Here is a 7,958-nt window from a genome sequence, read left to right as displayed (position 1 = left end):
CCGCGCCGCCCGTTTCACCGGACCGCGCCTCAGCACGAGAAAGAACTCTACACACACCCGGTCCCCGATGCCAAATCGGGGGTTCCTCCCACGTGGACGGCCCCGGGATCCGCATCTCCGTGCGGATCCCGGGGCCGTCGGCGGTGTGGGTCGTCGTCGAGGGACGACGCCTCACCCCATGACGTGCCTCACACCTCGGTCGTCCCCTCCACCGCCAGGGTGAGGTCGGCGGCCGCCATGTTCTTCTTCCCCCTGCGCACCAGCAGGTGACGGCCGGCCAGGGCGTCGTCCGTCCCGAACACCTGGTCGGGGTCCGTCAGCTTCACGTTGTTCACGGAGGCGCCCCCGTCCTTGATCGCGCGCCGCGCCTCGGAGTTGGAGGACACCAGGCCCGTCGAGACCAGCAGCTCCACGGCGGTGGCCGTGCCCGCCGCACCCTTCCACTGGGACGGGTCCGCCTGGGGCAGCTCAGCCAGCACCGCGGCCAGCACTTCCGGGTCGACGTCGGCGAGGTCGCCCCCGCCGAACACCGCGGCCGACGCGTCGATGACCTTGCGCGCCGCCTCTTCGCCGTGGGCCAGGGCGGTGACCTCCCACGCCAGGCGCTTCTGCGCCTCCCGGCGGAAGGGCTCCTCCGCGACCTTCCGCGCGTAGTCCTCGATCTCCGCGCGGGTGAGGAACGTGAACACCTTCAGGCGCTCGACCACGTCCGCATCCGCGGTGTTGAGCCAGAACTGGTAGAAGGCGTACGGCGAGCACATCGCCGCGTCCAGCCAGATCGCGTTGCCCTCCGATTTGCCGAACTTGGTGCCGTCCGCGTTCGTGATGAGCGGCGTGCCCACCGCGTGCACATGCTCCCCCTCCACCTTGCGGACCAGCTCCGTGCCGGACGTGAGGTTCCCCCACTGGTCCGAGCCGCCGGACTGCAGCGTCACGCCGTGCCGCCGGTACAGCTCCAGGAAGTCGTTGCCCTGCAGCACCTGGTAGGAGAACTCCGTGTAGGAGATGCCCTCCTCGGAGTGCAGCCGCTTCGCCACGATCTCCTTCTTCACCATGGTGCCCACGCGGAAGTTCTTCCCGACCTCCCGCAGGAAGTCGAGGGCGGACATCTGAGCGGTCCAGTCGAGGTTGTTCACCATGGTGGCCGCGTTCTCCCCCTCGAAGGAGAGGTACGGGCGGATCTGCTCACGCAGGGAGTCCACCCACTCGGCCACGACCTCGCGGGTGTTCAGGGTCCGCTCGGAGGTCTGCCGAGGGTCGCCGATCAGGCCCGTCGCGCCGCCCACGAGCGCGAAGGGGCGGTGGCCGGCGAGCTGCAGGCGCCGCATGGTCAGCAGCTGCACCAGGTGCCCCAGGTGCAGGGAGGGGGCAGTGGGGTCGAAGCCGCAGTAGTAGCCGATCGGCTCTCCCGCGAGCGCCTCCTCCAGGGCCGCCTCGTCCGTGGACACGTGCACGAGGCCGCGCCACACCAGCTCCTGCCACACGTTCTCAAAGGAGGGGTCGTTCGTCTGCGCACGCAGGCGCTCTGCTCGGGTCACGTCGTCGGCTGCCACGCCCCTCACCCTACCGAGCCGCTCACCGCCGACGACGACGGCGCGCCCGGCCTGCCCGCCGCGCCTCAGGCGGGGACGGAGCCCAGGCCCGCCGGCAGCTCCTCGGGCCGCGCGGTGCTGACCACATGCAGGGACCGGGTGCAGCGGGTCATGGCCACGTAGAGGTCCCCGACCACGCCCTCGGCCTCCGCGACGATCCGCTCCGGCGAGAGCAGCACCACCGCGTCGAACTCGAGGCCCTTGGTCTCCCGCGCCGTCACGACGACGACCTCGGCGCCCGGCGAGGGTGCTCGGTCCACGAGGCCTCCCCAGCGGGCGGCCGCCGCACGCGCCACGGTCGCGACCTCCGCCTCCGGCGCGATGACCGCGATCAGGGCGTCGCCCAGGCGGTCCCGCTCGCCCGCGACCGCCCGGACCGCCAGGTCCGCGGCGTCCGCCCCGGGCTCCACCGTGAGGACCGGGGCGTGCTCGCCCTCCCGCACGGCCTCCGGGGTGCTGATCTGCAGCCCGGCAGCCCGGGCCACCTGCGCCGCCCACCGCGTGACCCGGGCCGGGGACCGGTAGTTCACGGTGAGCTCCTCGAGCCGCATCCGGTCGCCGAACTCCGGCCCGAGGACCGCACCCCACGAACGCGCCCCGTCGCGCCGCGAGGACTGGGCGATGTCCCCCACCACGGTGAAGGACTTCAGGGGACAGCGCCGGGCGAGCAGGCGCCACTGCATCGGAGAGAGCTCCTGCGCCTCGTCCACCACCACGTGGCCGTACGTCCAGGTGCGGTCGTGCCGGGCCTGCTCGGCCGTGGTGCGCCGCACGCCGGCCTCCTCGTTGGCGGCGGCCAGCTGCTCGGCGTCCACCACGCCGTCCACGCCGAGCTCGAACAGCGTCTGGTGCATGTTCTCCAGCGAGGCGCGCGCGTTCTCCAGGTTCCGCTCGTGCTGCGCGTCGGACTCGCCGCCGCGCCGCGGGGCCTCCATCGGGCCGAGCAGCTGCGCGGCCTCGTCCAGCAGGGGCACGTCCGCCTCGGTCCACGCCGTGGGGTCCGTGCGCAGCAAGGCGGCGACGTCGTCGTCGGAGAGCCAGGGGGCGGCCGCCCGCAGCAGCGGCTCGCGGGTGAGGAGGTCCCCGACCAGCTTCTGCGGGGTCAGCGGCATCCAGCACAGGTTCAGGGCGATGCGCACGTCCCGGGAGGTGCGCACGTCCTCGAGCAGCAGGTCCCGCTGGACGGGCACGCCGGAGGACTTCTCCAGCTTGGCGCGGAGCCTGTCCGCGAGCTCCCGCACCAGGATCTTCACGAACGTCGCCCGCGCCTCGTTGTGCGGCTTGCCCGTGGCCCGGGCCCGGTCCCGTGCGCGCCGGACCATGGCCGGCTTGAGCTTGACCGTGGTGCCCTCCACGTCCAGGCGGCGCGGCTCCACGAGCAGGCGCTGCCGCTGCGCGACCGCGTTCGCCACCACCTCGGCCATCTCCAGACGCCCCTTGACCTCCGCCGCCCGTGCCGACCGCTCCGGCCCGGCCTGCACCCCCGGCATGAGGGTGCCGAGGGAGGCCATCACCACGCCCGTCTCCCCGAGGGAGGGCAGGACGCGCTCGATGTACCGCATGAACGCGGCCGACGGGCCCACCACCAGCACTCCCGACTTCGAGAGGCGGTCGCGGTGCGTGTAGAGCAGATAGGCCGCGCGGTGCAGGGCCACGGCGGTCTTGCCCGTGCCCGGACCGCCCTGCACGACGAGGGCGCCGGACACGGACGCCCGGATCACCTCGTCCTGCTCGGCCTGGATGGTCGCGACGATGTCCCCCATCCGGCCCGTGCGCCGCGCGGTCACCGCGGCCAGCAGCGCCCCCTGCGAGCCGGGCGCCGCCCGGCCCTCGTCCACGAGCCGCGGGTCCAGGACGTCGTCCTCGAAGTCCCGCACCTCGCGTCCCCGCAGCATCAGGTGTCGACGCCGGCCCACGCCCTGCCGGTGGGCGGCGGTGGCCTGGTAGAAGGCGCCGGCCTCCTGCGCGCGCCAGTCGACGAGGAGGCGCTCCTGGTGCTCGTCGGTCAGACCGATGCGGCCGATGTACCGCTCCTCCACGACGCCGGCCTCGTCCGCGTCCAGGTCCAGGCGCCCGAAGACGAGGCGCTCGTCCACCGCCTGCAGCTGGGCCAGCCGGTCCTCGTAGAGCGAGGCGAACGCGTCCCGCTCGGAGTGGTTCTGCAGCGATCCCTGCAGACCGGAGCGGCGCACGCGGCGCAGCTGCTCCTCCTTCTCCGCGCGCAGGGCGTCCAGGCGGGCGTACCGGGCGGCGACCCGCTCCCGCTCGAGCGCGAGCTCGGACTGGCGGGCGGAGGCGGTCTCGGTCATCGGATGAACCTCGGGGTGCGGTCGGGGCGGGCGGGCCGCCGGTGCGGGGACCCCGGACGACGGGGGTCATCCATCGTATAGCCGCCCATGTGAACGCGAGGTGGCCCGCGGGTGGACGACGGCGCCCGCGGTGAGGGGGTCCCCCCACCCCGGGCGCCGTCGTCGTGCGGGACCGCCCGTCAGCGGGCGTCGACCACCGAGCCGGGGGTGGCCGCGAAGGCCTGCAGCGGCTCGAGCGCCTCCTCCAGGGCGGCGAGCTGCTCGGCCACCGCCTCCGGGGCGGTGCCGCCCTGGCCGCGCCGGGCGTTCAGCGAGCCCTCCGTGCTGAGCACCTCGCGCACCGCCGGGGTGAGGTGCTCGGAGATGCCGGCGTAGTCCTCGTCCGTGAGGTCCCACAGCTCGACGCCGCGGCCCTCGGCCAGCTGGACCGCCTCGCCCGAGAGCTCGTGGGCCACCCGGAACGGCACACCCTGGCGGACGAGCCACTCGGCCACGTCCGTGGCCAGGGCGAACCCCTCGGGGGCGAGGGCGGCCATCCGCTCGGTGTGGAACTCGAGGGTGTCCACCATCCCCGAGACGGCCGGCAGGAGCAGCTCGAGGGTGTCGGCGGCGTCGAACACCGGCTCCTTGTCCTCCTGCAGGTCCCGGTTGTAGGCCAGGGGCATGCCCTTGAGGGTGGCGAGCAGGCCCGTGAGGTCGCCGATGAGGCGGCCGGCCTTGCCGCGGGCCAGCTCCGCCACGTCCGGGTTCTTCTTCTGCGGCATGATCGAGGACCCCGTGGAGTAGGAGTCGTGCAGCCTGACGAAGCCGGCCTCCTTGGTGGCCCAGAAGACCACCTCCTCCGAGATGCGGGAGAGGTCCACGCCGATCATCGAGGCCACCCACGCGAACTCCGCGTAGACGTCGCGGGCCGCGGTGCCGTCGATGGAGTTCCACACCGCCGCGTCGAAGCCGAGCTCCTCCGCCACGGCGTTCGGGTCCAGGCCCAGCGTGGACCCGGCCAGCGCCCCGGAGCCGTACGGGGAGACGGCCGCCCGCACGTCCCAGTCGACGAGCCGCTGCACGTCGCGGGCGAAGGCCCACGCGTGCGCCAGCAGGTGGTGGGACAGCAGCACCGGCTGCGCATGCTGCAGGTGGGTGCGCCCCGGCATGGGCGCGTACGGGTGGCGACGGGCCTGCGAGACCAGGGCGTCGACGACGTCGAGCACGCCGCGGGCCACGATCCGAGCGTGGTCCCGCAGGAACATGCGGCCCAGGGTCGCCACCTGGTCGTTGCGCGAGCGGCCCGCGCGCAGCTTTCCGCCGAGCTCGGCGCCGGCGCGCTCGATGAGGCCGCGCTCGAGGGAGCCGTGGACGTCCTCGTCGGACTCGGCGGGCGCGTAGGCGCCCGAGCGCACGTCCGCCTCGAGACGGTCCAGGGCCTCGATCATCCCGTCCAGCTCGTCCGCGGTGAGCAGGCCGGCCGTGTGCAGCACCCGCGCGTGGGCGCGGGAGCCGGCGATGTCGTAGGGGGCCAGCCGCCAGTCGAAGTGCGTGGACTTGCTCAGCGCCGCCAGCGCCTCGGACGGGCCGCCGGCGAAGCGGCCGCCCCACAGGGCGCCCTCGTTGGTCCCGTGGCGGGGGCTCGGGGTCTCGGTCGGGTTCTCGGTCACGTCGTTCTCCTCGGGAGGGCTCGGATGCGCCCGACGGCGGCCGTCCCCCGGTGCAGGGGCCGGCCGCCGTCGGGACCGCGGGCGGGTCAGTCGTTCGACAGGCGGGCGACGTCGTCGAGGCTCGCGCCGCCGTCGAGGCGCTGCTCGCGCTCGGAGGCCGTCTTGGCGGACAGGCCGTAGATGTCGATGAACCCGCGCGCGGACGACTGGTCGAAGGAGTCGCCCTCGTCGTAGGTGGCGAGGTTGAAGTCGTACAGGCCGGTCTCGGAGCGGCGGCCCTGGACGGTGGCGCGCCCGCCGTGCAGCTCGAGGCGGATCTCGCCGTTGACGTGCTCCTGGGTGGCGTCGACGAACGTGTCCAGGTTCTTCTTCAGCGGCGAGAACCACTGGCCGTCGTACACGAGCTCGGTCCAGCGCTGGTCGACCTGCTTCTTGAAGCGGGCCTGCTCGCGCTCGAGGGTCACGTTCTCCAGCTCGCGGTGCGCGGCGATCAGGGCCATGGCGCCCGGCGCCTCGTAGATCTCGCGGGACTTGATGCCCACGAGACGGTCCTCCACGATGTCGATCCGGCCCACGCCCTGGGCGCCGGCACGGCGGTTGAGCTCCTCGATGATCTCCAGCGGGGAGAGCGTGCGGCCGTCCAGGGCGGTGGGGACGCCGCGCTCGAAGGCGATGGTGACGACGTCGGGCGCCGGCGGGAAGGCCGGGTCGTCCGTGTAGTCGTAGACGTCCTTGGTGGGACCGTTCCAGATGTCCTCGAGGAAGCCGGTCTCCACGGCGCGGCCCCAGACGTTCTGGTCGATGGAGAACGGGTTCTTCTTGGTGGTGGCGATCGGGAGCTCGTTGCGCTCGGCGTACTCGATGGCCTTCTCGCGGGTCAGGGCGAGGTCGCGCACGGGGGCGATGCACTTCAGGTCCGGGCCGAGCGTCTGGATGGAGACCTCGAAGCGCACCTGGTCGTTCCCCTTGCCGGTGCAGCCGTGGGCCACGGTGGAGGCGCCGAACTGGCGGGCGGCGGCCACGAGGTGTCGGGAGATCACGGGACGGGAGATGGCGGAGACCAGCGGGTACGCGTCCATGTAGAGGCCGTTGGCCTTCAGGGTGGGCATGCAGTACTGCTCGGCGAACTCGTCACGGGCGTCGGCCACGTAGGCCTCCACCGCGCCGCAGTCGAGGGCGCGCTGGCGGATGGTCTCGAGGGACTCGCCCCCCTGGCCCACGTCGACGGCGACGGCCACGACCTCGGCGCCGGTGGCCTCGCCGATCCAGCCGATGGCGACGGAGGTGTCCAGACCGCCGGAATAGGCGAGGACGATGCGTTCCTTCACGAGCTTCTCCTTATGTATGGATGCGCCGTCGGGATCCGCGCTCCGCGACGGCGGGGCGCCCCCTGCGGCCGGGCGTCACGCTGATCTTACCCAGGGATCGCATATCTATGCAATGTGCCGAATACGCCGGGGCGCCCCGGATGGGACGGCTCCTGCACCGGTGTCGCCGTGACCGGACACACAGTCATTCCTCAGCTGACTCTTTCCTGCATTGCAGAAGATCACGGCAGATCACGGGCGGGGACGGCCCGCCGAAAGACCACCGCCTGCGGACATCCTGATCTCCTCACGGGTTCTGAATGGCGATCCATCCAGCCGACGGACAGCCGGACTGGACATCTGCATCTCAGAAAGCCCCTGGGGGCGTCGGGGGCCCCGTCGTCCACACCCCGATTTGACGGAACCCCCGGCCGGGGCGTTGACTCTCTCGTAGCCGATTCGTGATCCAACCGTTATCGAGCACCGGGAGACCGGAAGCCGACGCGCGGACCTCGAACCGAAGCTCCATCGGGCGCCCGTCTCGGGTCGTCTCGCTCCGTTGGAGTCTTTGACCCGACCAAGGAGTAGACGACCTCAGGGAGCGCCCGCGCTCCCCCGCCGACGGGATCTCGCCCCTCTTCTTCGATCATGACTCTCTTCTCCTCTTCCTCCCGCCGCGCCACCGCCTCCGTCGTGACCGGCATGACCCTCGCCGGCGCAGCCGCCGCCTTCGCCGCTCCGGCCCAGGCCGCCTCCGTCGAGACCTGGGACGCCATCGCGCACTGCGAGTCCACCAACCGCTGGGACATCAACACCGGCAACGGCTTCTACGGCGGCCTGCAGTTCACCCTTTCCTCCTGGAAGGCCGTGGGTGGCCAGGGCTACCCGCACCAGGCCTCCAAGCAGGAGCAGATCATGCGCGCTGAGAAGCTGCAGGACGTGCAGGGCTGGGGCGCCTGGCCCGTGTGCTCCAAGAAGCTCGGCCTCTACGGCGCGGACAACGCCCCCGACGCCTACTCCGCCGCCCCGGCCGCCAAGGTCGAGCGTCAGTCCTCCACCGACTGGGCCGCCCAGCAGCGCGCCGAGGAGGAGCGCGCC

General features: G+C 72.6%; 5 protein-coding genes. 1 reads left to right on the top strand and 4 read right to left on the bottom strand.

The features are described 5' to 3' along the window. Positions 1-188: 188 nt before the first annotated feature. From tyrS to Q4D18_RS10035, 4 genes are all read right to left on the bottom strand, one after another. A complete protein-coding gene (tyrS, locus tag Q4D18_RS10050; RefSeq protein WP_303127949.1) occupies positions 189-1,553 on the bottom strand; it encodes a tyrosine--tRNA ligase in 1,365 nt (454 codons plus the stop codon). Positions 1,554-1,618: 65 nt separating this feature from the next. Next, positions 1,619-3,901, bottom strand: a complete 2,283-nt coding sequence (locus Q4D18_RS10045; RefSeq protein ID WP_303127947.1) for a UvrD-helicase domain-containing protein — start codon at positions 3,899-3,901, stop codon at positions 1,619-1,621. A gap of 179 nt (positions 3,902-4,080) precedes the next feature. Further along, positions 4,081-5,553, bottom strand: coding sequence for an argininosuccinate lyase (gene argH, locus Q4D18_RS10040; protein WP_303127944.1), 1,473 nt, complete (start codon positions 5,551-5,553; stop codon positions 4,081-4,083). Positions 5,554-5,639: 86 nt separating this feature from the next. Beyond that, positions 5,640-6,881, bottom strand: a complete 1,242-nt coding sequence (locus tag Q4D18_RS10035; protein ID WP_303127941.1) for an argininosuccinate synthase — start codon at positions 6,879-6,881, stop codon at positions 5,640-5,642. A gap of 627 nt (positions 6,882-7,508) precedes the next feature. Between Q4D18_RS10035 and rpf the strand changes: the two genes are divergently transcribed. Next, on the top strand, positions 7,509-7,958 hold a 450-nt coding region (rpf, locus tag Q4D18_RS10030), incomplete at its 3' end, for a resuscitation-promoting factor Rpf (RefSeq protein ID WP_303127939.1).

The organism is Micrococcus sp. (genome assembly GCF_030523875.1).
GTDB lineage: Bacteria > Actinomycetota > Actinomycetes > Actinomycetales > Micrococcaceae > Micrococcus.
The sequence above is the reverse complement of the archived record's forward strand: the minus strand, read 5'-3'. Positions and strand labels throughout refer to the sequence as shown.